This window comes from Desertihabitans brevis, from assembly GCF_003327535.1.
In the GTDB taxonomy this organism is placed as follows: Bacteria; Actinomycetota; Actinomycetes; order Propionibacteriales; family Propionibacteriaceae; genus Desertihabitans; species Desertihabitans brevis.
Genome location: NZ_QOUI01000006.1, coordinates 123,518 through 148,030, shown reverse-complemented (window position 1 = coordinate 148,030; position 24,513 = coordinate 123,518). Strand labels below are relative to the sequence as shown.

Annotated in this window: 24 protein-coding genes and 2 tRNA genes; 13 read left to right on the top strand and 13 right to left on the bottom strand. The window is 74.4% G+C overall.

What is annotated here, in order from left to right; translation table 11 throughout:
• The first annotated feature begins 257 nt into the window (after positions 1–257).
• Genes DT076_RS11030 through DT076_RS11020 form a run of 3 tightly spaced genes read left to right on the top strand, consistent with a single transcriptional unit; the run spans position 258 to position 3,394 of the window.
• On the top strand, positions 258–1,172 hold the full coding sequence (locus tag DT076_RS11030) for a hypothetical protein (RefSeq protein ID WP_114126730.1): 915 nt from the start codon (positions 258–260) through the stop codon (positions 1,170–1,172).
• Complete coding sequence (locus DT076_RS11025) at positions 1,169–2,083, top strand: HAD family hydrolase (protein WP_114126729.1); 915 nt, start codon at positions 1,169–1,171, stop codon at positions 2,081–2,083. The genes DT076_RS11030 and DT076_RS11025 overlap by 4 nt, the downstream gene beginning before the upstream one ends.
• 36 nt (positions 2,084–2,119) lie before the next feature.
• Positions 2,120–3,394: a glycosyltransferase 87 family protein gene (locus DT076_RS11020; protein ID WP_114126728.1), complete on the top strand. Its 1,275-nt coding sequence runs from the start codon at positions 2,120–2,122 to the stop codon at positions 3,392–3,394.
• Positions 3,395–3,547: 153 nt separating this feature from the next.
• Here the strand turns inward: DT076_RS11020 and DT076_RS11015 are convergent, their stop codons facing one another.
• Together DT076_RS11015 and DT076_RS11010 are read right to left on the bottom strand one after the other, a co-directional pair.
• On the bottom strand, positions 3,548–4,117 hold the full coding sequence (locus DT076_RS11015; RefSeq protein ID WP_114126727.1) for a protein-L-isoaspartate O-methyltransferase family protein: 570 nt from the start codon (positions 4,115–4,117) through the stop codon (positions 3,548–3,550).
• 9 nt (positions 4,118–4,126) lie between these two features.
• The gene (locus DT076_RS11010; RefSeq protein ID WP_114126726.1) at positions 4,127–5,908 is read right to left on the bottom strand and encodes a chorismate-binding protein; all 1,782 of its coding nucleotides are present in this window, start codon (positions 5,906–5,908) and stop codon (positions 4,127–4,129) included.
• 64 nt (positions 5,909–5,972) lie between these two features.
• Between DT076_RS11010 and DT076_RS11005 the strand changes: the two genes are divergently transcribed.
• The 3 genes from DT076_RS11005 to DT076_RS10995 are packed head-to-tail and all read left to right on the top strand — an operon-like array spanning position 5,973 to position 7,168.
• The gene (locus DT076_RS11005) at positions 5,973–6,392 is read left to right on the top strand and encodes a MarR family winged helix-turn-helix transcriptional regulator (RefSeq protein WP_114126725.1); all 420 of its coding nucleotides are present in this window, start codon (positions 5,973–5,975) and stop codon (positions 6,390–6,392) included.
• 21 nt (positions 6,393–6,413) lie between these two features.
• The gene (locus DT076_RS11000; protein WP_114126724.1) at positions 6,414–6,857 is read left to right on the top strand and encodes a hypothetical protein; all 444 of its coding nucleotides are present in this window, start codon (positions 6,414–6,416) and stop codon (positions 6,855–6,857) included.
• Complete coding sequence (locus tag DT076_RS10995) at positions 6,854–7,168, top strand: hypothetical protein (protein ID WP_114126723.1); 315 nt, start codon at positions 6,854–6,856, stop codon at positions 7,166–7,168. The genes DT076_RS11000 and DT076_RS10995 overlap by 4 nt, the downstream gene beginning before the upstream one ends.
• Before the next feature lie 31 nt (positions 7,169–7,199).
• Here DT076_RS10995 and DT076_RS10990 read toward each other — a convergent pair whose 3' ends face one another.
• On the bottom strand, positions 7,200–8,120 hold the full coding sequence (locus DT076_RS10990; RefSeq protein ID WP_114126722.1) for a helix-turn-helix transcriptional regulator: 921 nt from the start codon (positions 8,118–8,120) through the stop codon (positions 7,200–7,202).
• A gap of 102 nt (positions 8,121–8,222) precedes the next feature.
• Here DT076_RS10990 and DT076_RS10985 point away from each other — a divergent pair, with 102 nt between their 5' ends.
• Positions 8,223–9,182 (top strand): oxidoreductase, encoded by a 960-nt coding sequence (locus DT076_RS10985; RefSeq protein ID WP_114126721.1) that lies wholly within the window; start codon positions 8,223–8,225, stop codon positions 9,180–9,182.
• A gap of 76 nt (positions 9,183–9,258) precedes the next feature.
• Here the strand turns inward: DT076_RS10985 and DT076_RS10980 are convergent.
• Together DT076_RS10980 and otsB are read right to left on the bottom strand one after the other, a co-directional pair.
• A tRNA-Ile gene (locus DT076_RS10980) sits at positions 9,259–9,332 on the bottom strand.
• A gap of 40 nt (positions 9,333–9,372) precedes the next feature.
• On the bottom strand, positions 9,373–10,230 hold the full coding sequence (gene otsB, locus DT076_RS10975) for a trehalose-phosphatase (RefSeq protein ID WP_114126720.1): 858 nt from the start codon (positions 10,228–10,230) through the stop codon (positions 9,373–9,375).
• A gap of 110 nt (positions 10,231–10,340) precedes the next feature.
• Here otsB and DT076_RS10970 point away from each other — a divergent pair, with 110 nt between their 5' ends.
• From DT076_RS10970 to DT076_RS10960, 3 genes are all read left to right on the top strand, one after another.
• Positions 10,341–11,756: an alpha,alpha-trehalose-phosphate synthase (UDP-forming) gene (locus DT076_RS10970; protein ID WP_407642723.1), complete on the top strand. Its 1,416-nt coding sequence runs from the start codon at positions 10,341–10,343 to the stop codon at positions 11,754–11,756.
• On the top strand, positions 11,753–12,322 hold the full coding sequence (locus DT076_RS10965; protein ID WP_114126718.1) for a hypothetical protein: 570 nt from the start codon (positions 11,753–11,755) through the stop codon (positions 12,320–12,322). The genes DT076_RS10970 and DT076_RS10965 overlap by 4 nt, the downstream gene beginning before the upstream one ends.
• Positions 12,323–12,340: 18 nt before the next feature.
• Positions 12,341–12,416: transfer RNA gene (locus tag DT076_RS10960), tRNA-Asn, on the top strand.
• A gap of 22 nt (positions 12,417–12,438) precedes the next feature.
• On the opposite strand, the gene DT076_RS10955 is transcribed toward DT076_RS10960, so the two are convergent.
• Complete coding sequence (locus tag DT076_RS10955) at positions 12,439–13,152, bottom strand: MerR family transcriptional regulator (RefSeq protein WP_199539121.1); 714 nt, start codon at positions 13,150–13,152, stop codon at positions 12,439–12,441.
• Between the two features lie 81 nt (positions 13,153–13,233).
• Between DT076_RS10955 and DT076_RS10950 the strand changes: the two genes are divergently transcribed.
• A complete protein-coding gene (locus DT076_RS10950; RefSeq protein WP_114126717.1) occupies positions 13,234–13,710 on the top strand; it encodes a DUF6194 family protein in 477 nt (158 codons plus the stop codon).
• 9 nt (positions 13,711–13,719) lie between these two features.
• On the opposite strand, the gene DT076_RS10945 is transcribed toward DT076_RS10950, so the two are convergent.
• Both DT076_RS10945 and dnaG read right to left on the bottom strand, forming a co-directional pair.
• Positions 13,720–14,586, bottom strand: coding sequence for a sigma-70 family RNA polymerase sigma factor (locus DT076_RS10945; protein ID WP_147264126.1), 867 nt, complete (start codon positions 14,584–14,586; stop codon positions 13,720–13,722).
• Between the two features lie 118 nt (positions 14,587–14,704).
• Positions 14,705–16,588 carry a DNA primase gene (dnaG, locus tag DT076_RS10940; protein ID WP_114126715.1) on the bottom strand — a complete coding sequence of 628 codons (1,884 nt, stop codon included), beginning with the start codon at positions 16,586–16,588 and terminating at the stop codon, positions 14,705–14,707.
• Positions 16,589–16,660: 72 nt separating this feature from the next.
• Here dnaG and DT076_RS10935 point away from each other — a divergent pair, with 72 nt between their 5' ends.
• Positions 16,661–17,029: a thiol-disulfide oxidoreductase DCC family protein gene (locus DT076_RS10935; RefSeq protein WP_199539120.1), complete on the top strand. Its 369-nt coding sequence runs from the start codon at positions 16,661–16,663 to the stop codon at positions 17,027–17,029.
• 132 nt (positions 17,030–17,161) lie between these two features.
• Positions 17,162–18,184 carry a DMT family transporter gene (locus tag DT076_RS10930; protein WP_114126714.1) on the top strand — a complete coding sequence of 341 codons (1,023 nt, stop codon included), beginning with the start codon at positions 17,162–17,164 and terminating at the stop codon, positions 18,182–18,184.
• A 17-nt stretch (positions 18,185–18,201) separates the two neighbouring features.
• Here DT076_RS10930 and DT076_RS10925 read toward each other — a convergent pair whose 3' ends face one another.
• From DT076_RS10925 to DT076_RS10905, 5 genes are all read right to left on the bottom strand, one after another.
• A complete protein-coding gene (locus tag DT076_RS10925; protein WP_114126863.1) occupies positions 18,202–19,293 on the bottom strand; it encodes an HD domain-containing protein in 1,092 nt (363 codons plus the stop codon).
• Between the two features lie 126 nt (positions 19,294–19,419).
• The gene (gene dusB / locus DT076_RS10920) at positions 19,420–20,613 is read right to left on the bottom strand and encodes a tRNA dihydrouridine synthase DusB (RefSeq protein ID WP_114126713.1); all 1,194 of its coding nucleotides are present in this window, start codon (positions 20,611–20,613) and stop codon (positions 19,420–19,422) included.
• Between the two features lie 41 nt (positions 20,614–20,654).
• Positions 20,655–22,043, bottom strand: coding sequence for a glycine--tRNA ligase (locus DT076_RS10915; RefSeq protein WP_114126712.1), 1,389 nt, complete (start codon positions 22,041–22,043; stop codon positions 20,655–20,657).
• Between the two features lie 169 nt (positions 22,044–22,212).
• Positions 22,213–23,892, bottom strand: a complete 1,680-nt coding sequence (locus tag DT076_RS10910) for an MDR family MFS transporter (RefSeq protein ID WP_114126711.1) — start codon at positions 23,890–23,892, stop codon at positions 22,213–22,215.
• Positions 23,892–24,440, bottom strand: a complete 549-nt coding sequence (locus DT076_RS10905; protein WP_114126710.1) for a MarR family winged helix-turn-helix transcriptional regulator — start codon at positions 24,438–24,440, stop codon at positions 23,892–23,894. The genes DT076_RS10910 and DT076_RS10905 overlap by 1 nt, the downstream gene beginning before the upstream one ends.
• Positions 24,441–24,513: the final 73 nt, after the last annotated feature.

The following is a 24,513-nucleotide window of genomic DNA, read 5'->3' as shown; positions in this document are numbered from 1 at the left end:
GCTCGGAGTACTCACGCATCATCTCCCGTGTGTGTCCCCCCGGGTGGTCGGCGCCTCGGGAGCTGGGTGGCCATCGTGCCCCATCCGCGGTGCAGGCAGGGCCCGGCCCATTCTGGCAGACGGCGCAATCGGGCCCGGGCGGACCGGGCGGCCCCGCCGTCGGGCACCGGGCCGACCCGCGTTGCCCGGCACGGCAGAATGGGCGCCGATCGCCGAGGAGGTCGGCCGGAGCCGCACCTGTGATGAGATGAGGACCGATGTCGACGCCCGAAGAGCCCGCCGGCGCCCGCACCGGCCCGCTCGCGTGCCCGCTGACCGAGGCCGACCCGCCCCGCGTCGACGAGTTCTGGCTGGACGCCCGGCTCAACGCCCAGCCGAGCGGCGTCACCTACCTCGCCCACGACGGCGACGACACGCCCGTGCTGCTGATGCTGCTGTCGGAGGGTGCCGCCGGTGACCTGGCCGCCCGGGAGCGGTTCGCCGGACGGGTCAACGCCCTGCACATCGATGACGTCGTCGCCCGCGGCGGGCACGGCCAGGACGAGGGCCGGCTGGCCCGCCGGTTCCGGCCCGAGGGCGAGGTCCCGCAGACCCTGGCCGGCTCCCCCGCCCCGTGGGCGGCGCTGCGGCACACCGGCCCGGACGCGGTGGCCGGCACCCGCGCGATCCTCGACGACGTCCAGCTGGCGATGCTGCCGCCGCAGGGCCGGCCCGCCGGCCCGGACTACCAGCACTACTGGATCGACCGGGTCCGCCCCGGCCTCACCCGGCTGTGGCCGCTGCCCTGGCCGGGGCGCCACACCCGCGCCGGGTGGGTGAGCATCCTCGTGTCCTGGCTGCTGATGCTGCTGCTGGCCGCGCTGGCCGTGCTCATCGCCATCTGGATCTTCCACGACGACCCGCCGCAGGCGCCGCCGCCGCCCACCGGTCAGAGCTCCTCGCCCCAGTCCGGCTCCCCGCCGCCGGACTCGGCCTCCCCGTCCCCGGAGTCGGCCAGTCCGTCCGACTCCGCGAGCCCGTCCGACTCGGCCAGCCCGTCGGACTCGGCCAGCCCGAGCCCCACCGATGGCTCGCCCAGCCAGTCGCCGTCGCGCTCGGCCTCGCCGTCGCCGGGTGACACGCCCACCGAGTCCGCCGGTCCGGGGTCGCCGACCCCGAGGTCACGGCTGTGACGAGCCGGCTGGAGCCCGCGACGGGTCGCGAGGGCGAGCTCGACCCCGAGGGCGCGACCGACCGCCAGCCCGACACCTCGGCGAGCCCGCGGACGCCCGCCCCCGAGCCCGAGGGCTGGCGTCCCCGGCTGGTGGTCAGCGACCTCGACGGCACCTTCCTCTCCCCCGACGGCACCGTCTCCGACCTCAACCGGCAGGCCGTCGCCGACGCGCTGGCGGCCGGGATCGAGGTGGTCTTCGCCACCGGGCGACCGATCCGCTGGTTGCAGGTGGTCGCCGACCTCGGGCTGCCCAACTCGGTGGTGGTCGCCAGCAACGGCGCGATGCTCTACGACGTCGCCCGCGACGAGGTGCTCAGCAGCAGCCCGATCGAGCCGGAGGTGCTGGCCGCCGTGGTGCGCGACATCGCCGAGGCCGTGCCGGGCAGCCGGTTCGCCACCGAGCAGGGGGCCACCTTCAACGTCGGCGAGGGCTACCACCTGCGCGGCGACGGTGCCGGGGACGTCCGCCGGCTGCCCGCCGCCGAGCTGGTCGCCGTCCCCGGGGCGGTGAAGCTGCTGGTGCAGCAGCCCGACCTCGACCCCGACGAGCTGTCGGCCCGGGTGCGTCCGGTGGTGGGCGAGCGGCTGACCGTCACCCACTCCGCCGCCGACGGCACCGGCCTGCTGGAGCTCAGCGCCCCCGGCGTCACCAAGGCCAGCGCGCTGGCCCACTGGTGCGCCGGGCGTGGGATCACCCCCGACGAGGTGGCCGCCTTCGGCGACATGCCGAACGACCGGGCGATGCTGTCGTGGGCCGGGCGCCCGCACGTGATGGCCGAGGCGCACCCGTCGCTGTCGGACCTGCGCGCCACCGTGATCGGCTCCAACGCCGACTCCGCCGTCGGACGGACGCTGCGCGGCTGGCTCTGAGCCGCGACGGCCCGCGCGCCCGTAGCATCTGCACTCGTGGTGTCCCTCGATCGCGGTCCCGTCCGCCCCGACGACGTCCCGGCCCCGGCCGGGGGCACGTCGGTGGGGTGGTGGCACGCGCTCGCCACCTTCGCGCTGCCGCTGGTGGCCGGGCTGTGGGCGGCGGCCACCACCTTCGGCGGCACCATCGTGCCGTGGCGCTCGGTGATGGTCGACCTCGGCGTCTACCTGCGCGCCGGCGGGCAGGTGCTGCAGCAGCTGCCGGTCTACGACGAGGGCTCGGAGCTGCCCTTCCTCTACCCCCCGCTGGCGGCCCTGCTCGCGGTGCCGCTGACCGCGCTGCCGGTGGCGGTGGTCGAGGTCGGCTGGGTGGTGCTCAACGTGGCGCTGCTGCTCGCGGTGATGTACCGGTTCAACGTGCGTGGGTGGGCGCTCGGGCCGGCGGCCGCGGGGGTGGTGCTGCTGGTCGAGCCGGTCAAGCAGACCCTCGCCTTCGGCCAGCTCGGCATCATCCTCGTCGCCCTGGTGGTGCTCGACCTGGTGCCCGGCGCCCGCTTGCTGGACCGGTGGACCGGCGGCCGCCGGCTGCTGCCGGAGGGCTGGGCGAGCGGGCTGGGAGCCGCGCTGAAGCTCACCCCGGGGATCACCGTGCCCTACCTGTTCCTGGCCGGACGCCGCCGCTCGGCCGCGGTGGCCCTCGGCACCTTCCTCGGGCTGGGGCTGCTGGCGGCGCTGGTGATGCCGCGCAGCTCGTGGGCCTTCTGGACCCGGCTGGTCTCCGGCGAGTCCGGCCTCGGCGGCAGCGTCATCTACTACGCCAACCAGTCGATCAGCGGGGCCTGGTTGCGCATCTTCCGACTGGCCCCCGGCAGCGAGCTGACCGGGCTCGCGGTGAGCGCGGTCGCAGCGGCGCTGGGGGTCGCGGTAGCGGTGCTGTGGCACCGGCGGGGCGAGACCGGTCTGGCGGTCGCCCTGCTCGGGGTGGCCAGCCTGCTCGCCTCCCCCGTCTCCTGGGGCCACCACTTCGTCTGGGTGGTGCCGCTGGCGCTGGTGATGGCCCGTCCGCAGGTGCCGATGGCGGTGCGGGCGACCGGGCTGCTGTTCGCGGTCCACGTCGCCGCCGCGCCGTGGGAGACGCTGCCCGGTGGGGCCGACGTGGAGCTGACCTACGACACCGGTCAGCTGGTGCTGGCCTCCCTCACCCCGGTCCTCGGGCTGGTGCTGCTGACGGTGGCACTGCTCCAGGCCGTGCGCCGCGCGCCGCAGCTCGGCGCACGGCCCGAGCCACCGGGTACCGCGCCGACCCGCTGATCCGCCGCCCCTCCCCGGACGGTCGCTGAGGAGCGCACCGAGCGGGCGGTGCTCAGCATCCGCCGGCTCCCCGCACCCGAGGAACGCACCGACGGGGCGGTCCTCAGCACCCGGCCGGCTGACAGCGAGGCGCAGGCCGGCCGTACGCCGGGGTCAGCGGAGCGGGACGAAGCTCCACACCCCGCCGGTGTCCTCCTGCTCCACCGCGTCCCCCCGCCGGCGGTAGCGCAGCATCCGGCCGCCCACCGGGACGACCATCCGTCCGCCGTCGGCGAGCTGGCGCGCCAGCAGGTCGGCCAGCTCGGGCGGGGCGTCGGCCGAGACCAGGACGGCGGTGTAGGGCGCGGCTGCGGGCACCCCGGGGACGTCCGGGTCGGCCTGGTGCACCTCGGCCACCGGCCAGGGCGCGAGCACCGGCCGGGAGCGGGCCACCAGGGCCGGTTCCAGCTCGACGGCGACCACCCGTCCGGCGGGACCGACCAGCTCGGCCAGCAGGGCGGTGGTCCAGCCCGAGCCGCTGCCCACGTCGAGGACCTTCTCCCCCGGGCGGGGGTCGAGACGCACCAGCATCTCCCGGACGGTGCTGGGCTGGCTGTTCGTCGCGTCGTGGCCGATCGGCAGCGGACGGTCCTCCTCCGCCAGGTCGCGCACGTCCTCGGGCAGGAACCGGGCACGCGGGACGGCGCGGAAGGCCGCCTCGACCCGCTCGCGGGTGTCGTCCATCCTCCTGCGCTACCCCGCCACTGTCGGCTCAACCGGCCCGACCAGCACCGCCGGACGCCACCCGCGCAGCGAGCTGACCAGGGCCAGCGCGTCGGCGCGGTGCAGGTCGGCCGGGGTCAGCGAGCGCTCGGCCAGCGTGCCGTCGGCGAGCAGCCGTCCCCGCCCCACCCCGGGCAGCAGGCCGTCCTGCAGCGGCGGCGTCCACCACCGCCCGTCCAGCCGGGCCGCCAGGTTGGCGACGGTGCTCTCGGTGACGTGGCCGCGGTCGTTGACCAGCAGCACGTCGTCGGCGTCGGGATGACGCTCCCGGCGCACGGTGTAGACGTCGCGCCGGGTGGTCTTGTGGTGCAGCCACACCGAGGACGGGTCGACCGGCTCGGGGTCGAGCGCCAGCCGGACCGGCGCCTGGGGCGGTTCGGGCAGCTCGCCGAGGGTGACGACGCAGCGGCCGTCGCGCTCCACCTGCAGACGGACCCGCGCGGAGGTCAGCCCGGCGGTCGCCGCGGCGAGGGCCTCGCGCACCCGCTCCGGCTGGAGCGGGACGTCGAAGTGGTCCGCCGAGGCGGCCAGCCGGGCCAGGTGCGCCTCCAGGTGCACCAGCGTCGGGACGCCGTCGACCGGCCGCAGCCCCAGCGTCTCCACCAGCGCGGGTTCCGGCTCGGGACGGGTCGGCAGCACCCGGGTCTTGGCCTCCAGCTCGGCGAGCTCCGCGGCGGCGTCCGAACCCCAGGTGATGCCGCTGCCGACCCCGTAGCGGGCGGCACCGGTGGTCCGGTCGACCACCACGGTGCGGATGGCGACGTTGAAGCGGGCGCGCACCGGCTCCCCGGGCGGGGCGACCATGCCGATGGCGCCGGTGTAGACGCCGCGGGGGCCGTCCTCGAGCGCGGTGAGCAGCTCGACCGTCCGCTCCCGCGGCGCCCCGGTGATGGAGGCGCAGGGGAACAGCGCGGTGAGCAGCTCGACCAGACCGAGGTCGGCCGGGACCTCCGCCGAGACGTCGGAGGTGAGCTGCCACACCGTCGGGTACCGCTCGCAGCGGAACAGGTCGGTGACCCGCACCGTGCCGGGCACCGCCACCCGTGACAGGTCGTTGCGGACCATGTCGACGATCATCAGGTTCTCCGCGCGGTCCTTGGCCGAGGCGAGCAGGACGCGGCGGGCCGCCTCGTCGGCCTCCGGCGTGGGCCCGCGGGCTGCGGTCCCCTTCATCGGGCTGCTGGTGACGGTGGTGCCGCTCCAGCGCAGGAACGCCTCCGGGCTGGCGCTCGCCACGACGTGGTCGCCGAGGTCGAGGTAGGCGTGGTGGGCACCGCGCTGCTGGCGGGCGAGGTCGCCGTAGAAGGCGAGCAGGTCGCCCTGCACCGCGCCGGTCAGCCGGGTGGTGAGATTGGCCTGGTAGGTCTCGCCGCGGGCGATGGCGTCGCGGACGGCCGCCACCCGCTCGGCGTGCGTGGCGGTGCCCCAGCCCAGCCGCCACGGTCCGGCCGTCCAGCCGGACCCGCCCGGCACCGAGGCCAGCGCGCGCTCCTCCCGCGGCCGGGCGGTCAGGGCGAACCAGGCCAGCGGCGGCCCGTCCGGGTCGGGGGCGGGGGTCCGCAGGCGGGGGGTGAGGCCGGCGGCGGCCTCGTAGCCGAGGTAGCCGACGGCCCAGCGTCCCGCCGCCGTCGCCTGCTCGACCCGGCGCAGCAGCGGCACCACCTCCTCGGCGGTGCGCGCCACCAGCACCTCCTCGGCGTGGTCGACGACCAGCGCCCGGTCGGCGAGGAGGTCGTCGAGTCTGGCGATCACGCCCGCGACCCTAGGGCCAGCGCACTCCCGGCGTCCCGGACGGGTGGCGCACTAGCCTGCGGACATGTCCGAGCCCCCGGCGTCCAGCCCGACGATCACCCTGCTGACCATCGCCCGGGTCTGGGAGGCGGCGCTCACCGAGGGGCTGGCCCCGCTGGGCCTCACCGTCCGCCGGTACGGGCTGCTGGGCCACATCCGGGCCACCCCCGACATCTCGTTCAGCGAGCTGGCGCGGCGGTCGCGGATCACCGTGCAGAGCGCCCACACCGCGGTCGCGGGGTTCACGGCCGACGGTCTGGTGGAGGTGGTCACCGAGCAGGTCGGTGCCGCCTCGCGGATCCGGGTCACCAGAGCCGGCCGGGAGCTGCTCGACCGGGCGGCGCAGGTGGTGGCCGGCCTGGACGCCGACCTCACGGCCGAGGACGCCGACCTCGCCGAGGCGCTGCGGGTCTCCTTCAGCCGGAGGTTCGGCGGACGCACCTGACCTTCAGTTAGACTGAAGGTTATGGAGAAGCTGTTGCTGGCTGCCCACGTGCTCGCGGGCATCCTCTTCGTGGGCCCGGTCGCCGTGACGGCGAGCCTGTTCCCGCGCTACGCCCCGGTCGTCGGGCCCCCTCCGGGCCGAGGCGCCCCGGACCGCTCGGTCGCCACGGCGCTGCACCGGGTCACCCGGGGCTACGGGGTGCTCGCGCTGGTGGTGCCCGTGGTCGGGCTGCTGCTCGCCGGCGTCCAGGGCCGGCTGGGCGAGGGGTGGATCACCGCCGCGATGGTGCTCACCGCGGTGGCCGGTGGGCTGCTCGCGCTGCGCGTCGTGCCGATCCAGCGCGAGGCGCTGGAGTCCCCCGACGACGGCACGCGACTGCGGGGGCTGCGGGCGCTGACCGGGGTGTTCAACCTGCTGTGGGCGGTGGTGGTCGTGCTCATGGTGGTCCGGCCCGGAGCGGCATGAGACCGCTGCTGCGCGCGCTGGAGGTGCTCTCGGTGCTCGAGCTGCTCAGCGTGCTGGTGCTGCTGGTCAACCTCGCCACGGTGCACGCGGCGGGCGTCTCCTCCGCGCTCGGCCCGGTGCACGGCGCGCTGTACCTCGCCGTCGCGGTGACGGCCCTGCTGGGCCGCGGCCTGCTGCCGCGCACCCGGCTGCTCGCGCTGGTGCCGGTGCTCGGCGGCGTCCTCACCCTGGTCAACGTCCGGCACGAGGCCCGGCGCACGGGCACCGTGGCGCGGGGCGGCAGCGCGCACGCGGCGTGGGGCCGGTGGTGATGGTCGGTGTGGAGCCATGGTGGCGGGAGGCCTAGACGTCCGCTCGTGGGAGCCGGGAGTCGTCACGCCGCCCTGGCACCTCCCGTGAGCTCTCCGAGGACCGGGCGGCGGCATCGAGACCGGAGACGGTGGCGAGCAGCCGCAGGCGGTCCTCGTTGCCGGGTTGCGGTGTGAAGACGATCAGGTGCATCCCCGGCGTCCCGGGGAGCGGGTAGGCGTCCCACTCGACGTCGATCTCGCCGATCCGGGGGTGCCGGATCGTCTTGGCGCCATGGACGCTCTCGCGGACATCGTGCTTGGCCCACATGCGCCGGAACTCGGCGCTCTGGATGCTCAGTTCGCCGATGATCGCGACGGCCCTCGGATGATCCGGGTCGAGAGCGACGGCCGCGCGCAGCATGCCGATGTAGTCGAGCGCCATCGTCTCCCAACCCGCGCAGCGGAGTCGGGACTCCTCGTCACGGAACAGCGTGATGAGCACGTTGCGGTGGCTCGGCGCGAGCGGGAGCGGGTCCCCCAGGAGCTCGGCGGCGAGACCGTTCCATGCGAGGACGTCCAGGTGACGGTTCACAGCGAACGCGGGAAGCCCCAGTGATGCGATCAGCAGCCTGGCGTTGTCGGGCACGCGCTCCCGGGCGCGGCGTCGGGGCGGCGACGGCCGACGAGCCGCCCGGGCGACCGTCATCAGGTGGCGCCGCTCGACCTCGTCCAGGTCGAGCGCATCCGCGATCGAATCGAGCACCGCATCGGACGGACGCACGTTCCGGCCCTGCTCGAGCCGCTGGTAGTAGTCGGTGCTCAGTCCCGCCAGCGCCGCGACCTCCTCGCGCCGGAGACCCTCGACCCGCCGCCGCGGCCCAGGCTCCAGCCCGAGGTCCTCCGGGCGCGTCTGCTCCCGCCGGGAGCGCAGGAACGCGCCGAGCTCGCGCGCGGCAGTCGAAGCGGTGGTCATGTCAGGAGTGTGCGCCGTGATCCGGCGCCGATGGTGGTTCTGCCAGATCCAGGATCCCAGGGACGCTCACGATCAGGCGACGGCTCTCTAGCGTCAGGCGCCATGACTGCATGGAGCACATCCGACATCCCCGACCAGAGCGGCCGGACCGCGATCGTCACCGGGGCGAACTCCGGCCTCGGGCTCGTCACCGCCACGGAGCTGGCGCGGCACGGCGCCCGGGTGGTCCTCGCCGTGCGCAACACGACATCCGGCGAGGAGGCGGCAGACCAGATCCGGTCGGCGGTCCCACACGCCGAGGTGTTTGTGCACACCCTCGATCTCGCGTCCCTCGACTCCGTCCGGAGCTTCGCCGAGCGGGCCGCGCACGAGCTCGACCGAGTCGACCTGCTCGTCAACAACGCCGGCGTGGTGGTCCTCGGCCCCCGGCGCACCACCGCCGACGGCTTCGAGCTGCATCTGGGCACGAACCACCTCGGTCACTTCGCCCTCACCGGGCTGCTGCTCCCGCTCCTGGAGCGCGGCCGCCGGCCCCGGGTCGTGTCGCTCAGCTCGATCTCCCACAAGCCGGCCCACGTCGACTTCGACGACCTCATGTTCGAACGCCGGTGGGACGCCTCCGCCGCCTACGGAGCGTCCAAGCTCGCCACCACGGCGTTCGGGATCGAGCTCGACCGTCGCCTCCGCGCCAACGGGTCCCCGGTCCTCAGCACGCTCGCGCACCCGGGAGTGTCCCGGTCGAACCTCGTGCCCCGCGCCTGGGCCGACCGCGGCTGGATCGGGCGGATCGCATCAAGCCTGTTCCTCTCCGTCTCAACCCAACCCACCGAACAAGGCGCCCTCCCGCAGCTCCGCGCGGCCACCGCGCTGGACGTCCGCGGCGGCGAGTTCTACGGGCCCAGCGGCCGGAACGAGCGCCGCGGCGACGCCATCGAGGTCGAAGCGTCCAGCGAGGCGCTCGACCCCGCCGTCGGCACGCGACTCTGGGAGACCTCGGAGCGGCTGACTGGCGTTTCCTTCCCCTGGCGGGGGGCCGGCTCTCACTCCACGCCGCAGCACTGACCTACCAGGCCAGGCGACGCGCGGGAGAGGGCGTGGTGCCCGCTCACGAAGCGGGTCTCCACCACCCAGCTGACGGTGGGGCGTGCGGGGCTCGAACCCGCGACCCAGGGATTATGAGTCCCCTGCTCTGACCGGCTGAGCTAACGCCCCCGTGCGGTGGTCGGTGCGACACTGTACCGGCGGGAGCCGGTCAGGAGGCGGCGGCGCGACCCTCCAGCAGGTCGGCCACGGCCGAGGTCCAGGCCGCCACCCCGGACGGGCCGTGCACCACCATGTCGGAGAGCTGCTGCAGGGCGTCCTCCTCGTGGGAGGCCGAGCAGAGCAGCAGCGCGGTGAGCCCCTCCTCCCGCAGCCCGCGGGCGGCGTGGAAGGCCGGCAGGTCGCCCAGGTCGTCCCCGCCGAAGACCACCGAGCGGGCACCGCGCTCGGCCACCAGGGCCCGCAGGGCGTCGCCCTTGTCGTGACCGCGGGGGCGGATCTCCAGCACGTTGCGCCCGGGCTCGACGGTCAGCCCGTGCTCCTCGGCCAACCGCCGGACCGGCTCGACGAGGGCGCGGAAGGTGCCGGCGGGGTCGGCCGACTGCCGGGTGTGCAGGCCGATCGCCCGCTCCTTGTGCTCGAGGTGGACGTCGTGCAGCCCCAGCTCGGCGAAGAGCCCGGGCAGGGCCGCCTCGACGTCGTCGATCTCGGCCGGCGGCTCGGGGATCTGGAACTCACCGGTGGCGGCGTCCCAGCGCTCCACCCCGTACTGGCCGAGGACGACCATCGACTCCAGCCCGGGCACCCGGTCCAGCCCGCCGAGGCTGACCGCGGTGCGCGCCGGGCGTCCGGTGATCACGGCCACCGTGCCGACCAGGCGCCCGAGCCGGCCGAGCGCGGCCACCGCGTCGGGGTCGGCGACGGCGCGGGCCGGGTCCTCCACGATCGGGGACAGCGTGCCGTCGAAGTCGAAGGCGACGAGGGCGGAGCCCGGGTCGTCCTGCATCGCCTGCAGGCAGCGGCGCCCCTCGGGGGTCTCGGCCAGCGCCGCGGTGGTCAGCTCGGTCATGGGGCCAGCCTGTCGGAGGTCGCTCCGCCGCGCCAACCCCGGCCGCCGGAGGTCGGTGGCCCGCCGATAGGCTCGGCCGCATCATGGCTGGCACACGCACGAGAGCACAGGTGGAGCGCGACACCGAGGTCTCGGCCTCCTTCGTGGTGGTGGCCAACCGCCTACCGGTCGACCGGGTGGTGACCGACGACGGCAGCGTGGCCTGGCGCACCTCCCCCGGCGGCCTGGTGACCGCGCTGGAGCCGGTGATGAAGAAGAACGAGGGCGCCTGGGTCGGCTGGCACGGCGCCCCCGACGAGACCCTCGACCCCTTCGAGGACGGCGGCATCACCATCGTCCCGGTGCCGCTGTCGACCAACGAGGTCGCCGAGTACTACGAGGGCTTCTCCAACGCCACGCTGTGGCCGCTGTACCACGACGTGGTCGCCCCGCCCGCCTTCCACCGCGAGTGGTGGGACGCCTACGTGCGGGTGAACCGCCGCTTCGCCGAACGCGCCGCCCAGGTCTCCGACACCGGTGCCACGGTCTGGGTGCAGGACTACCAGCTGCAGCTGGTGCCCCAGATGCTGCGCGAGCTGCGTCCCGACCTGCGGATCGGCTTCTTCCTGCACATCCCGTTCCCTCCGGTCGAGCTGTTCCAGCAGCTGCCCTGGCGGCGCCAGATCAGCGAGGGCCTGCTGGGGGCCGACCTCATCGGATTCCAGCTGCCGGGGGCTGCGCAGAACTTCCTGCGGCTGGTGCGCCAGCGGTTGTCGGTGCAGGTCCGACGCGACCGGGTGACCTTGCCCGACGGCCACGTCGCACGGGCCAAGGCCTACCCGATCTCGATCGACTCCCGGGGCTTCCACGACCTGGCCCGCACACCGGAGGTCACCGCCCGCAGCCACGAGATCCGCCGCGACCTCGGCAGCCCGAAGGTGATGTTCCTCGGTGTGGACCGGCTGGACTACACCAAGGGCATCAAGCAGCGGCTGCGCGCGTTCGGCGAGCTGGTCGCCGAGGGACGGCTCGACCCCGACGAGGTGGTCTTCGTCCAGGTCGCCACCCCCTCCCGCGAGCGGGTCGAGGAGTACCGCCACCTCCGCGACGAGATCGACATGCTGGTGGGTCGCATCAACGGCGAGGCCGGCCGGATCGGACGCTCCCCGCTGGTCTACCTGCACGCCTCCTTCCCGCGGGAGGAGATGGCGGCGATGTACTCCGCCGCCGACGTCATGGTGGTGACCCCGCTGCGCGACGGGATGAACCTGGTGGCCAAGGAGTTCGTCGCCTGCCGCGACGGCGACAACGGGGCCCTGGTGCTGAGCGAGTTCGCCGGGGCGGCCTACGAGCTCAAGCAGGCCTACAAGATCAACCCCTACGACATCAACGACATCAAGTCGACCCTCGAGCTGGCTGCCAACGACAGCGAGGCCAACAAGGCCCGGCGGATGCGCACGCTGCGCAAGCAGGTCTTCGACAACGACATCAGCCACTGGGCCGACTCCTTCCTGTCCGACCTGGACGCCGAGGTCTCCCCGGAGTGAACCCGCCCGCCGGCTCGTGGTGGTCCCGGCTGCGGCGACGCCGGCTGCCGGCGGACCGGCTGGCCGCGCTGCGCGAGGTCGTGGGCGCCGAACCGCGGGTGCTGCGCTGGGCGGAGTCCGACCGCGGGCTGGTGGCCGCGCTGCCCGACGCGCTCGCCGTGGACCGCGGGCCGGAAACAGGCTGGGAGCTGCTGGGCTGGCACCAGATCGAGCACGGCGGCTGGAGCGGACCGGACCGGCTGCTGCAGTGGACGACCGTCGAGGGACGCCGCGGACAGGTGCGGCTGGTCGACCCGGGACGGCTGCCGGAGGTGTTCCGGGAACGGGTCAACGCCACCATCGTCGTCCAGCGCGACGTCACCGACGCCGCCACCGGCGCCGAGTTCACCCTCAGCGGACGCCGGGCGCTGCCGGGCTCCGGGACGACGGCGGGACCGACCGCACTGGAGTGGCGGGTGCACCTCAAGCGGGGTACCAGCGCCAGCGCGCCGGGTGTGGCGGAGGCCACGCAGCGGGCGATGCGGGAGCTGCGGCGCGAGTACGACATCTCGCCGCACGGCTGCTAGTGTTGGGCCTCGCGTCGATCCCCTGTAGCTCAATTGGCAGAGCATTCGACTGTTAATCGAAGGGTTACTGGTTCGAGTCCAGTCGGGGGAGCCAGCACAGGCCGCCGGGCCGAGGATCACCTCGGGTCGGCGGCCTTCTCGTTGCTCCGGAGCAGCTCCGCCAGCGCCGCGGCCCCCTCCACCAGAGCCCGCGAACGTCCGGTCAGCGCGGCGTCGCGCGCGGTCAGCACGGTGCCCAGCTCGCCGCGGCCCGCACCCTGCAGCGCCGGGAGCAGCTCGGCCACCGCCCGGACGCCGTAGCCCGCCCGCCGCAGCTGGTGCACCACCCGCGCGGTCGCGACGTCGGCCGGGGTGTAGCGGCGCGCCGCCCGCGGTCCGGCCCGTCCGGGCACCACCAGCCCTTCGGCGTCCCAGTGCCGCAGGGTGGACGGCCGGACGCCGAGCGCCTCCGCCAGCTCGGCGACACTCATCGCGTCCGACGGCCGGACGTCCTCGACCGGCTCGGCGACGATCACGGCCACCGCCTCCCGCGCCCGCGCCAGCTCCTGCCGTTCCCGGTGCAGCGCGGCGTGCACGCCGTCGAGGCTGGCCAGCGCCTGCTCCGGCTCGCCGCTGACGACGGCTCGCAGCAGCTGCTTGGCCTGCACCGGCCCGGCGCCGCGGGACAGCCCCTGGTAGGCCAGGACGGCCCAGCGGTGCCGCTCGTCGTAGACCCGGTAGCCGGCCGCGGTGCGGGCCGCGGGTGGCAGCACCCCGTCGCGCTCGAGGTTGCGCACCTGCTGCACCGAGCACCCGCCGGCCCGGGCCAGGTCCACCGTCCGCAGACTCACCGTTGAGAGACCTCCGGGTCTGCATGCCGCGCCACGGCGCAACCAACCCTCCACAAGCACTTCGATGTGACGCTGGAGCACATGACCATGGATGAGATCTTCGCACTGGTGGAGCAGCTGGACGGCGTGCTCACCCTCCGACCCGTTCCCGGCGACGGCTCCCCCGAGCTCAGCTGGGGTGACGGCTTCTTCTACTACGCCCCCGACGGGGTGCTGCCCCCCGGCCAGCCCTTCGCGACCGTCGTCACCAAGAACTACCCCGACGACGACCGGTCCCGGCTCGAGCGTCCCAGCGCCTTCCGGGTCAACGTGGCCGCCGGGCGGGACGCCTTCGTCCGCTGGACCGGGCACGCACCCCGGGCGACCGGCACCGACGGCCCGTCCGGGCCCACACCGCCCGGGCCGCTGCCCGACGACACCGTCACCGCCCACCCGCTCTACGGCGAGCTGGGCTGGCTCTGCGTCACCAACCCCGGCCCGCACTCGCGCGAGGCCGTGCGGGAGCTGCTGCGCACCGCCCACGCCGCGGCCCGTGCCCGTCACGAGCGCCGTGGCTGACCCCGGGTTTCAGGCGGCGACCCGGTGCTGGGAGGGGCACTCGGACCGCAGCTGCTCCAGCCCGCGCTCGGCCAGCCGGCGCACCTGTCCCGGCGAGCGTCCCAGCCGGCGCCCGATCTCCTGCCAGCCCGACGGGGCCCCGGTGAAGCCGTAGCGCATCGAGACCACGCTGCGCACCGGCTCGGGCAGCCCCGCCACCGCCCGCGCCGCCGACCAGCCGTCCGGCAGCTCGGTGAGCGGGTCGACCGCCGCGGGGTCGGCGACCTCGACCGGGCTGCCGTCGGCAGCGTGCAGGGAGACGACCACATCGGGCTGCAGCGCCCGGGCGACCCACTCCGGCGCGCGGCCCACCGCGGCGGCCAGCTCGGCCCGGGTCGGCTGGCGCCCGAGCCGCTGGGCCAGCCGCATCTGCTCGCCCCGGACCCGGTGCACCTCGCTGCGTCGGCGGACCGGTCCGAGCTGCCCGGGCCGCTCCCCGGCCGCCGCCCGGATCCGGTTGCGCACCCACGGCAGCGCGTACCCGGCGAACCGGGTGCCGCGGCGGTGGTCCCAGCGCGCCACCGCCTCGGTCAGCGCCACCATCCCCTCGCCGAACAGGTCGTCGGGTGGGACGGCGGTGGTGGCGGCGGCCCGGCGGGTCTCGGCGGCCACCAGCCGCACGTTGGCCAGCACGAACCGCTCCCGGGCCCCCTCCCCCACCCGGACCAGCACGGCCAGGTCGTCCCGGTCGTGGTCGGCGGCCGGCCGCTCCAGCGCCTGCCGGGCCAGCACGCCGACCTCCACGGCGCGGGCGAGCCCCACCTCGTCCTCGGCGGTGAGCAGCGGGTGGTCGGTGCGGATCCGGGGGCCGGCGCCCCGGGCGGTGGGTGTCGTCATGACCCCACCGTGGTCGCCGTGGTGCCTGCCGGACCGGCTGTCCACACCGCCGGCGTCCGCGAAGCACGGACAACACCTCTTCCTGGGGACGACTCACACCCTCGGCGGGGCCGGGGTGCTAGTCGGTGGCGCCGATGCTGCGGACCTGCAGCTCCTTGCGGTGGGCCTCCAGCTCGAGCAGCGTGGTGAACATCTGGTTGTAGCGGGTGGTCTGCTCCACCGGGTTGGTCCGCTGCAGCCGCGACTTGAGGTCGGCGATCCGGCGTCCGGCGGCCAGCAGCTGCACCCGGGCGACGTGCATGTCGGCGTAGCGCTGGTCGGGGTCGGGCCGGCGCAGCGGCTGCACCGCCAGCGCCACGGCGACCTGGTCGACGGTCGGGTCGTCGGTGGCGGCGCGGACGTCGCCGACCCAGTCCGCCCCACCCTCGCGGGACAGCGCCGTCCGCATCGCGACCAGCAGCCCGGCGTAGGCGGGGTGGGTGAAGTGCTCCGGGGTGAGCCCGCCGAGCTCGGCGTCGAAGAGGTCCGGGCGCTGCACCACCAGCTGCAGGGTCTCCCGCTCCACGTCCAGGCGCGGGTCGTCGGCCGGCGGCATCGGGGTGCCCGGCGGCCGCTGCTCCTCGCCCTCCTCCGGCTCCGGCGCGGGGTCCCGGTCGGCGCGTCCGCCGCGTACCGGTTGCGGTGCGCGGCGGGCCCGGGCCAGCTCGGCACGGACCTCCTCGACGTCCATCCCGAGCAGCCCGGCCAGCTCGCGGGCGTAGCCGCCGACCAGCGCGGTGTCGCGGATGCTGGAGACCAGCGGGGCGGCCGCGCGGAGGGCCTGCAACCGGCCGTCGGCCCGGTCCAGGTCGTGCTGGGAGAGCACGTTGGACATCACGAACCGGTACAGCGGCACCCGGCGCCCGACCAGCTCGCGGACCGCCGCATCACCGTGCTGCAACCGCAGGTCGCAGGGGTCCAGCCCGGACGGCTCCACCGCGACGTAGGTCTGGGCGATGAAGTGCTGGTCGCCCTTGAACACCTTGAGCGCGGCCGCCTGCCCGGCGGCGTCGCCGTCGAAGGTGAACACCACCTCGCCGTGGAAGGCGTCGGTGCCCCCCATCAGCCGCTGCAGCATCCGGGCGTGGTCGTCACCGAAGGCGGTGCCGCAGGAGGCCACCGCGGTGTCCACCCCGGAGAGGTGGGCCGCCATCACGTCGGTGTAGCCCTCGACCACCACCGCCTGGCCCTTCTTCCCGATCTGGGTGCGGGCCAGGTCGAGGCCGTAGAGCACCTGCGACTTCTTGTACACCGGGGTCTCGGGGGTGTTCAGGTACTTCGCCGGCATCCGGTCGTCGTCGTAGAGACGCCGGCCGCCGAAGCCGAGCACGGAGGAGCCGGCGTCGCGGATCGGCCAGAGCAGACGTCCCTGGAAGAAGTCGAAGCCGCCGCGCTCGCGCACCAGCCCGGCCCGGACCAGCTCCTGCTCGTTGAACCCGCGGCCCTGCAGGTGCCGGGACAGGGCCCGGCCGTCGCGGGGGGCGTAGCCGATCCCGAAGTGCTCGGCGGCGTCCCGGTCGAACCCGCGCGAAGCCAGGAACTGCCGCGCCGCCAGCGCGTCCGGGCTGGTCAGCTGCTCGGCGAAGAACTCCTCGGCCGCCTTGTTGGCCGCCAGCACCCGCAGCCGCAGCCCGGGCGCCGGGCCGGGGCCCTGGCCGTCGGTGTAGCGCAGCTGGACACCGACCCGGTCGGCCAGCTGCTGGACGGCTTCGGCGAAGGAGAGGTTCTCCACCTTCTGCAGGAAGGTGATGACGTCACCGCCCTCCCCGCAGCCGAAGCAGTAGTAGAACCCGCGGGCCGGCGTCACCTGGAAGCTGGGCGTCTTCTCGTCGTGGAAGGGGCACAGCCCCTTGAGCGAGCCGCTGCCGGCGTTGCGCAGGGCGACATGGGAGCCGACGACCTCGTCGATACGGGCACGTGAGCGCACCTCGGCCACGTCCTCGTCCCTGATCCTGCCCGCCACGAGCCGCAGTCTAGGTCGCGCCCGGGCGCCCCCGCCTCCCGCGACCGCGGGGTCCGGCGGTAGCGTCCGGATGTGCCACGCCTGACCGTCCCCGCTCTCCTCGTCTACGACGGGCGGTGCGGGTTCTGCACCGCCTGGGCCCGCTGGGGCGAGGGCCGCCTGGGTGCCGACGAGGTCGCCGTCCGCCCGTCGCAGTCGCTCGACCTGGCCGCGCTGGGGACGACGCAGCAGCGCGCGGACACCGAGGTGCTGCTGATCACCGAGGACCGCCGGGTGCGTGGCGGCGCCGAGGCGATCGCCGGCTGGCTGGCGTACGGCCCGTGGTGGGCCCGCCTCGCCGCGGCGGTGCTGCGGCTGCCACCGGTGCGCCCGCTCGCCCGGGCCGGCTACCGCTGGGTGGCCGACCACCGCTACCGGCTGCCGGCGCCACGACGCCGCTGACTACCCGGTCCGCTGTACCGAGCCGGAGCGCGATGGTCGGCGCCGGTGGCCCTGCTGGCGACGCCGGGCGAGCGCCGAGGCGTAGGTGGACGGCGGGGAGGCGTCCCGGCGGGACGGTCCTAGACTCACCCGGTGAGCCGAGCCGTCCACCCCGACACGCCCTCCCCCACCTCGACGACGCCGCTGACCCCGGCCACCGCGAGCACCCGGCTGAAGGCCCTCACGGTGCCGGCGATGCTGGCGATCGGCGGGTTCGTGTCGGTGCAGTCGCTGATCAACGGCCAGCTCGCCGCCGGCCTCGGCACCGGGTTGCGGGCCGGTGCGCTGGCTGCGGTGATCAGCTTCGGCTCGGGCCTGGTGCTGCTCACCGCCTGGGTGCTGCTGCACCGGCCCAGCGGACGTCGCCTGCGCGGGCTCTACCGGGGCGTCCGGGCCGGTCACGTGCCGCTGCAGCTGCTGCTCGGCGGGCTCTTCGGTGCGGCCTTCGTGGCCTCCCAGGGTCTGGCGACCGGGCTGCTCGGAGTCGCGCTGTTCATCGTCTGCTTCGTCGCCGGGCAGTCGGTGACCGCCCTGCTGGTCGACCACTTCGGCTGGGGACCGAGCGGGCGCACGGCGATCTCCCTGCCCCGCCTGTTCGGGGCGGTACTGGCCGTCGTCGCGGCGGTGCTGTCGGGCGTCCAGGTGGGGCTGAGCTCCACCTCGGTCACCCCGGCGCTGGTGCTGACGGCCGCGCTGCCCCTGCTCGCCGGGGCCGGCACCAGCATCCAGCAGGGCATGAACGGCCGGGTCGCGGTGCACGCCGGGCCGTGGCCCACCACCTGGAACAACTTCCTCGTCGGGACGGCCGGGCTGCTGGTCTTCCTGGCGCTGTCGTTCCTCGCGCCGGGCGAGCTCGTCGGGCTGCCCGGGCAGTGGTGGCTCTACCTCGGCGGGCTCTTCGGGATCGCCTTCATCTCGCTGTCCACGGTGATGGTGCGGATCCACGGCGTGCTGGTGCTGGGGCTCTGGGCGGTCGCGGGCCAGGTGGTCGCCGCGGTCGTCATCGACCTCGTGGTGGCGCCCGAGGAGCTGGGCCCGCTGAGCTGGGTCGCCGCGGGGCTCACGCTGGTCGGCGTCCTCGGGGCGATGACGCTGCGGGCCCGCGGCGTGCGCTGACCCGCCCGCGCCGCCGGCTACTCGGTGGCGTCGATCCCCTGCGGCAGATCGGCCCGGTCCCAGTCGAGCAGCCGGACGGCCGTGTCGAAGGCGTAGCGGTCGGTCATCCCGCCGACCCAGGTGACGGCGGCCCGCACCGCCTCCTCGCTGCCGGCCTCCAGCGCCGTCTGACCGGGCAGCAGCTCGGGTCGGTCGACCAGGTGCTCGACCAGGGCCTGCAGCACCCGCACCACCGCCCGGGCCTGGGCGACCGAGGCGGGGCGGGTGTAGATCCGCTCGTAGTTGAAGGCGCGCAGGGTGGCCAGGGCGTGCGCGGTCTCGGCGTCCATGCCGACCCGGCCGTGCTCCACCACCGACCTGATCACGGCCCGGATGAAGGTGCCGAGCTGCTCGCGCTGGCTGCGCCCGCAGCGCCCGAGCACCTCCGCCGGCACGTCCTCGGCGCTGATGATGCCGGCGCGGATGGCGTCCTCGAGGTCGTGGGCGCAGTAGGCGATCCGGTCGGCCCAGGAGACGATCTCCCCCTCCACCGTCGACGGCGCCGGCCGCGACCAGGAGTGGTTGCGGATCCCGTCGAGGGTCTGGCTGCACAGGTTGAGCGGGGTGAGCACGACGTCGGCGCCCCACGGCCCGTGGTCGTAGCCCTCGGGGAGGAAGGTGTCGAAGGCGTCCTCGCTGGCGTGCCCGCCGGGCCCGTGGCCGCAGTCGTGGCCGAGCGCGATGGCCTCGGTGAGGGCGACGTTGGCCCCGATCCCCCGCGCGATGGAGGACGCGACCTGCATCACCTCCATGGCGTGGGTGAGCCGGGTGCGCTGGTGGTCGTCGGGCCACACCACCACCTGCGTCTTGCCGGCCAGCCGGCGGAAGGCGGTGGAGTGCAGGATGCGGTCCCGGTCGCGCTCGAAGCAGGTGCGCTCCGGATCCGGCTCCTCCGGGCGGGCCCGGTCGCCGGCCCCGGAGGAGAGGGTGGCGCCGGGGGTCAGCGTGGCGGCCTCGAGCTCCTCGCGCGCCTCGCGGGTCAGCGGGCGCGGCGGGGCGATCAGCGCGGTGCTGTCGCGGTGCGCCCGGACGACCGGCGTCCCGTCCCCCGGCGTCTGGTGCCCGGCCATGGTGTCGGCCCAGGCGACCGCCCGCGGCAGCAGCGTGGTCGTCTCCTCGGTGCTCATCGCCCGCCAGGGTAGTCGCGCCAGGAACCTGTCCGCGCACGCCGACGGCGAACCTGTGGACGACTGGCGTCAGCCGCCGGAGACGTCGTCCTCGGCGGAGGCGAGGTCGAGCTCGACGCCGCAGGTGTCGTCGAGCCAGCCCTCGGGCAGGGCCACCTTGTTGCGGGGGTTGCCGCGGCGGCCGCGGGGGGCGCCGAGCTCGCTCTCGGGGAACGGCGCGGACGGGTCGAGGGTGGCCAGCTGGGCGTCCAGGTCGGACATCGAGGAGATGGTGCCCAGACCCCGCCGGACGTCGCCGCCGACCGGGAAGCCCTTGAAGTACCAGGCCATGTGCTTGCGCAGGTCGGTCAGCCCGCGCTCCTCCCCCATCACCTCGGCCAGCAGCTCGGCGTGCCGGCGGACGGTGGCCGCCACCTCGCCCAGCGTGGGCAGGGCGGTGCTGCGGCGGCCGAGGAAGGCCTGGGCGAGGTCGGAGAACAGCCACGGACGTCCCAGGCAGCCGCGGCCGACGACCACACCGGCGGCGCCGGTCTGCTCGACCATCCGCAGCGCGTCGGCGGCCTCCCAGATGTCGCCGTTGCCGAGCACCGGGATGTCGACGTGGTCGACCAGCCGGGCGATGGACTCCCAGTCGGCCTCACCGGAGTAGGACTGGGCGACGGTGCGCCCGTGCAGGGCGATCGCGGCCACCCCGGAGTCCTCGGCGATCCGGCCGGCGTCGAGGTAGGTGAGGTGGTCGGCGTCGATGCCCATCCGGGTCTTGCAGGTCACCGGCACGCCGTGCCGGCCGGCCGCCTTCACGGTGGCGGTGAGGATCGCGGCCAGCAGGTCGCGCTTCCACGGCAGCGCCCCGCCGCCGCCCTTGCGGGTCACCTTGGGCACCGGGCAGCCGAAGTTGAGGTCGACGTGGGTCACCCCGAACTCGCCGCACAGGATGTCGGCGGCCCGGCCCATGTAGACGGGGTCGACGCCGTAGAGCTGCACCGAGCGGACGGTCTCCCCGCGGTCGAAGCCGAGCATCGACAGCGTCTTGGGGTCGCGCTCCACCAGCCCGCGGCTGGTGATCATCTCGCAGACGAACAGCCCGGCCGGACGCCGCACGCCGTCCCCGGTCACCGCGTCGGCCCCGCGCTCGGCCTGCTCGCGGCACAGCGTGCGGTAGGCGACGTTGGTGATGCCGGCCATCGGCGCCAGCACCACCGGCACGGGCACCTCGAGGGGTCCCAGACGCAGGGGTCGGGTCAGCGTGGCGGTCTCGGTCATGGCCCGCCCATGGTAGTCGGCGCCACGCCGCCCGGCTCGGCTCAGCAGCCCACCAGCCGCGCGGCCAGGTAGCTCTCGACCTGCGACAGGGCGACCCGCTCCTGGGTCATGGCGTCGCGCTCGCGCACGGTGACGGCGTCGTCGTCGAGGGTGTCGAAGTCGACGGTGAGGCAGAACGGGGTGCCGATCTCGTCCTGACGGCGGTAGCGGCGCCCGATCGCCTGCGCGTCGTCGAACTCGACGTTCCAGTGCTTGCGCAGCTGTGCAGCGAGGTCGCGGGCCTTGGGCGAGAGCGCCTCGTTGCGCGACAGCGGCAGCACCGCGGCCTTGACCGGGGCCAGCCGCGGGTCGAGCCGCAGCACGGTGCGCTTGTCGACGCCGCCCTTGGTGTTGGGCGCCTCGTCCTCGACGTAGGCGTCCACCAGGAAGGTCATCAGCGAGCGCGACAGCCCGGCCGCGGGCTCGATCACGTACGGCGTCCAGCGCTCGTCGGCGGCCTGGTCGTAGTACTCCAGCTTCTGCCCGGAGTGCTTGGAGTGGGTGCTGAGGTCGAAGTCGGTGCGGTTGGCGATGCCCTCGAGCTCACCCCACTCGCTGCCGGCGAACTGGAAGCGGTACTCGATGTCGACGGTCCGCTTGGAGTAGTGCGACAGCTTCTCGGCCGGGTGCTCGTAGTGGCGCAGGTTGGCCGGGTCGATGCCGAGGTCGGTGTACCAGCGGGTGCGCTCGTCGATCCAGTACTGGTGCCACTCCTCGTCCTCGCCGGGCTTGACGAAGAACTCCATCTCCATCTGCTCGAACTCACGGGTGCGGAAGATGAAGTTGCCCGGGGTGATCTCGTTGCGGAAGCTCTTGCCGGTCTGGGCGATGCCGAACGGCGGCTTCTTGCGCGAGGTGGTGAGCACGTTGGCGAAGTTGATGAAGATGCCCTGGGCGGTCTCGGGGCGCAGGTAGTGCAGCCCGGACTCGTCCTCGACCACCCCGAGGTAGGTCTTGAGCATCATGTTGAACTCGCGCGGCTCGGTCCACTGCCCGCGGGTGCCGCAGTGCGGGCAGGCGATCTCGCCCAGCGGGATCGCATCGGGGTCGCCGCCCTTCTTGGCCGCGATGGCCTCCTGCATGTGGTCCACCCGGAACCGCTTGTGGCAGGAGAGGCACTCGGTCAGCGGGTCGGTGAACTCGCCGACGTGGCCCGAGGCGACCCAGGTCTGACGCGGCAGGATGATGCTGGAGTCCAGCCCGACGACGTCCTCGCGGGCGGTGACCATCGCCTTCCACCACTGCCGCTTGATGTTCTCCTTCAGCTCCACACCCAGCGGCCCGTAGTCCCAGGCCGAGCGGGTGCCGCCGTAGATCTCACCGCACGGGAAGACGAAGCCACGGCGCTTGGCCAGGGAGATGACGTTGTCGACACGGCTGGTGGGGGCCACGGGGTCTCCTCGAGGTCGTCGGTGGTCGGCGGGTGGCCCGCACCGGCTGGCGGGGCTGGCGACCGCGGTCGCCCGGGCCGGACCCGGCCCCTCACCCTAGTCGTTCCGGACGCCCCTCGCCCGCCCGTCGTCGGGAGGACGGCGGGCGGACGGGGGCTGTGGGATGGGCTCAGCGGCGACCGCGGGCCGGGGACGTCCCGGCCTCCTCGGACGGTGCGGCCTCGGCCGCCAGCTCCAGCTCCTCCCGGGTCTGGGCGGCACCGAGCATCGTCTCGCTCTCGCTCTCGGTGCTGACGGCGGGCTCGGGCGCCGGACCGGCCAGCGTGTCGCGCAACGGCTGGGCCTTGATGAACAGCGTCGCCAGGAAGGCGATCCCGGCCAGCGGCAGCGCGGTCAGGAAGACCGTGTGCATGGCGTCGCCGAGCCCCATCCGGATGCCCTCGGCGATGGCCGGCGGCAGCTGCTCGAGCACGGCCGGGTCGAGCACCGAACCGGCACCCACCTGACCGGCCGCCCCCTGGGCACCCTCCGGCAGGTGGCGGGCGATGGCCGGGCCGAGCTGAGAGGTCATCACGGTGCCCAGCACCGCGATCCCGACGGTGGCGCCGGCGCTGCGGAAGAACTGGGTGGCCGCGGTGGCCACGCCGAGGTCGCGCTGCTCGACGGCGTTCTGCACGACCAGGGTGTAGGTCTGCAGGCAGGCGCCCAGCCCCAGGCCGATGACGACCATGGCGATGGTCAGCTGCAGATGGCTGGAGCCGTAGTGCACCCGGGCCAGCAGCGCGAACCCGGCGATGATGACGAGCGTGCCGGCCAGCATGAAGCCCTTGTAGCGACCGGTGCGGGTGATCAGCAGACCGATGACCATCGACGTCCCGATCATCGCGACGCTCATCGGCATGACGATCAGCCCGGAGTTGGTGGCGTCGGCCCCCAGCACACCCTGGGCGTAGACCGGGATGTAGAAGATGGCGCCGAACATCGCCATCGCGACGGCCAGGCTGGCGATCGCGGAGAAGGTGAAGATCGGGTTGGCGAACATCCGCAGCGGCAGGATCGGCTCGGGGTGGCGCAGCTCCAGCGGGATGAACACCGCCAGCGCGACCGCGCCCAGCACGTAGAGCCCGATCACCTGGAAGGAGGCCCAGGGGTAGCTGGTGCCGCCCCAGGAGGTGGCGAGCAGGATGGCGACCAGGGCGACCGAGAGCAGCACCGCACCCTTGACGTCGACCTTCGCCTCGCGCCGGGTGTGGGCCAGGTGGAGGTTCCTGACGATGAAGACCAGCGCGGCGAGACCGATCGGCAGCGGGATGAAGAAGAGCCAGCGCCAGCCGAAGCCGTCGGTGATGGCGCCGCCGGCGAGCGGACCGGCGATCGAGGAGAAGCCGAACACCGCGCCCATCAGGCCCTGGTACTTGCCGCGCTGCCGCGGCGGGATGATGTCGCCGATGATCGTCTGCGACAGCGGCATCAGGGTGCCCATGCCGGCGCCCTGGACGGCCCGGGCGACGACCAGCCACCAGAAGTCCTGGGCGAGCCCGGACAGCACCGAGCCGGCCATGAACACCACCAGACCGGCGATGTAGAAGGAGCGGCGCCCGTACAGGTCGGACAGCTTGCCGACGATCGGGGTGGTGACGGCGGCGACCAGCATGGCGGCGGTGGCCAGCCAGCTGTAGTGCTCGATGCCGCCGAGCTCGGCGACGATGATCGGCATCGCCGGGGAGACGATGGTCTGGCTGATCGAGGCGACCAGCATGCCGCACATCAGCCCGACGAAGATGGTGCGGACGCCCGCCGGCAGCGCGGGCGGCGCGTCCTCGGCGGTGGTGGTCGAGGTGGTGCTCATCAGCTCAGGGGCTCCTTCGGTGCGGGGTTCGTGCGCTCGGGGTCGAGCGCGTCGGTCTGCAGCCGGTCGAGCTCGCCGTTGAGCCGGATCAGCAGGGAGGTGAGGCGCTCCCGGTCGTCGGGTGCCCAGGACTCGATGGTCTGGTGCAGCAGCGCGCTGCGGGTGTCCCGGTCGGCGGTCCAGGCGTCCTCGCCGCGCTGGCTGATCCGCACCAGGCTGGCCCGTCGGTCGTCGGGGTCGGCCGCGCGCTCGACCAGGCCGGCCGCCTCGAGGCTCTTGACGTGCCGGCTGGCGGTGGAGGCGTCCAGACCGAGCAGCGCGGCGAGGTCCTGCACCCGCAGCGGGCTGTGCTCGCGGACGGTGGTGAGGAGCATGAAGGTGTGCGGGTCGAGCCGGAGGTCGCCCACCCGGGTGATGTGCTGCTGCCAGCGCCGCAGCCGTCCGAAGAGGGCCCGGAGCTCGCGTTCGAGGGCGGGGATCTGGTCGCCCCCGGGACCGGGCGGGACCTCCGGGCGCGCGTCGTCGACGGCGGTGGAGGATGTATGCATGCTGCATACATTACATCCGGGCGCCTCCGATCTCAACGGGCGCCCCCGGGCCCCGCGCCGCCGGCGCCGTCGC

Excerpts from the sequence above, each read along its gene's own strand:
- DT076_RS11030 (WP_114126730.1), top strand. The coding sequence starts at position 258 with ATGTCGACGCCCGAAGAGCCCGCCGGCGCCCGCACCGGCCCGCTCGCG.
- DT076_RS11015 (WP_114126727.1), bottom strand. The coding sequence starts at position 4,117 with ATGGACGACACCCGCGAGCGGGTCGAGGCGGCCTTCCGCGCCGTCCCG.
- DT076_RS11005 (WP_114126725.1), top strand. The coding sequence starts at position 5,973 with ATGTCCGAGCCCCCGGCGTCCAGCCCGACGATCACCCTGCTGACCATC.
- DT076_RS11000 (WP_114126724.1), top strand. The coding sequence starts at position 6,414 with ATGGAGAAGCTGTTGCTGGCTGCCCACGTGCTCGCGGGCATCCTCTTC.
- DT076_RS10995 (WP_114126723.1), top strand. The coding sequence starts at position 6,854 with ATGAGACCGCTGCTGCGCGCGCTGGAGGTGCTCTCGGTGCTCGAGCTG.
- DT076_RS10990 (WP_114126722.1), bottom strand. The coding sequence starts at position 8,120 with ATGACCACCGCTTCGACTGCCGCGCGCGAGCTCGGCGCGTTCCTGCGC.
- DT076_RS10985 (WP_114126721.1), top strand. The coding sequence starts at position 8,223 with ATGACTGCATGGAGCACATCCGACATCCCCGACCAGAGCGGCCGGACC.
- otsB (WP_114126720.1), bottom strand. The coding sequence starts at position 10,230 with ATGACCGAGCTGACCACCGCGGCGCTGGCCGAGACCCCCGAGGGGCGC.
- DT076_RS10950 (WP_114126717.1), top strand. The coding sequence starts at position 13,234 with ATGACCATGGATGAGATCTTCGCACTGGTGGAGCAGCTGGACGGCGTG.
- DT076_RS10945 (WP_147264126.1), bottom strand. The coding sequence starts at position 14,586 with ATGACGACACCCACCGCCCGGGGCGCCGGCCCCCGGATCCGCACCGAC.
- DT076_RS10925 (WP_114126863.1), bottom strand. The coding sequence starts at position 19,293 with ATGGCCGGGCACCAGACGCCGGGGGACGGGACGCCGGTCGTCCGGGCG.
- dusB (WP_114126713.1), bottom strand. The coding sequence starts at position 20,613 with ATGACCGAGACCGCCACGCTGACCCGACCCCTGCGTCTGGGACCCCTC.
- DT076_RS10910 (WP_114126711.1), bottom strand. The coding sequence starts at position 23,892 with ATGAGCACCACCTCGACCACCACCGCCGAGGACGCGCCGCCCGCGCTG.
- DT076_RS10905 (WP_114126710.1), bottom strand. The coding sequence starts at position 24,440 with ATGCATACATCCTCCACCGCCGTCGACGACGCGCGCCCGGAGGTCCCG.